This is a genomic window from Thermosynechococcus sp., from assembly GCF_046299655.1.
GTDB lineage: Bacteria > Cyanobacteriota > Cyanobacteriia > Thermosynechococcales > Thermosynechococcaceae > Thermosynechococcus.
Genome location: NZ_JBKBHZ010000031.1, coordinates 1 through 1,082, shown reverse-complemented (window position 1 = coordinate 1,082; position 1,082 = coordinate 1). Strand labels below are relative to the sequence as shown.

The 1,082-nt window shown below is 53.0% G+C and carries 1 pseudogene and 1 CRISPR repeat array; the pseudogene reads right to left on the bottom strand.

Features of this window, described 5'->3' with window-relative positions:
* Window positions 1–261 (bottom strand): annotated as a pseudogene (locus ACK4HN_RS11880) (amidohydrolase); the annotation flags it as partial.
* Between the two features lie 85 nt (window positions 262–346).
* Window positions 347–1,030: direct repeats of the CRISPR family, unit length 36 nt; unit sequence GTTTCCATTGATTCGGCTGGGAAAGGCTCCCAGCAC.
* Window positions 1,031–1,082 lie beyond the last annotated feature (52 nt).

Here is a 1,082-nt window from a genome sequence, read left to right as displayed (position 1 = left end):
ATCCATATCGGCGCGAATTGCCAGCACCGGCCCCGGTCGCGTGCCTGGAATCAACGCTTCAATTCCCGTTTGGGCAATGCCTGTGCGATGCTGAATGCCCCATTGCCGCAGTTTTTCACTGACAAAGGCCGCCGTCCCGTGCTCCTGAAAGCCCAATTCCGGGCGCTGGTGCAAATAGCGCCGCCACTGCACAAGTTCGGGCTGGAGGGCAGCGACCTCTGGACGCAGTTTGCAGCTCAGTTGCGGGAGATGAAAAGCCATTGAGGCAACAGTGCGATGGAGCTAAGACCTGATCTCTAGCATAAACGAACGATGTCTCCTTGAAAGTTTCCATTAGTTTCCATTAGTTTTCATTGATTCGGCTGGGAAAGGCTCCCAGCACTCACATTTTCGTGGTCACAGTTTATGACCCCGCACAGTTTCCATTGATTCGGCTGGGAAAGGCTCCCAGCACGTGTAGCGTATTGCAACGGACTGAATCCACTGCCGAAGTTTCCATTGATTCGGCTGGGAAAGGCTCCCAGCACCTGCTGGGAAAAGCAATACGCATCATAAGTTTGGAGGTTTCCATTGATTCGGCTGGGAAAGGCTCCCAGCACTCTAAGCTCGAAGAAGCTGTTAAAGAATTCAGGCCGGTTTCCATTGATTCGGCTGGGAAAGGCTCCCAGCACGTAGAGAACGGCAACAGGCGAGCCAAGAGGGTAACGTTTCCATTGATTCGGCTGGGAAAGGCTCCCAGCACACCTGCTGCAGAACCCGCGCCTACTCCTACTGCTACGTTTCCATTGATTCGGCTGGGAAAGGCTCCCAGCACATGACGCTCGCAAATGCCTTGCTGCCATGCAAGGGTTTCCATTGATTCGGCTGGGAAAGGCTCCCAGCACCTACACCCTCGAAGAGTTCTTCGAGGTGATCGATGGGGTTTCCATTGATTCGGCTGGGAAAGGCTCCCAGCACATACTACCGAGAAGGGGGCAAAACTAAATCCAAATAGGTTTCCATTGATTCGGCTGGGAAAGGCTCCCAGCACGGAATGTGTATTATCAATACCTGAAAATACTACTGTTTCCATTGATTCGGCT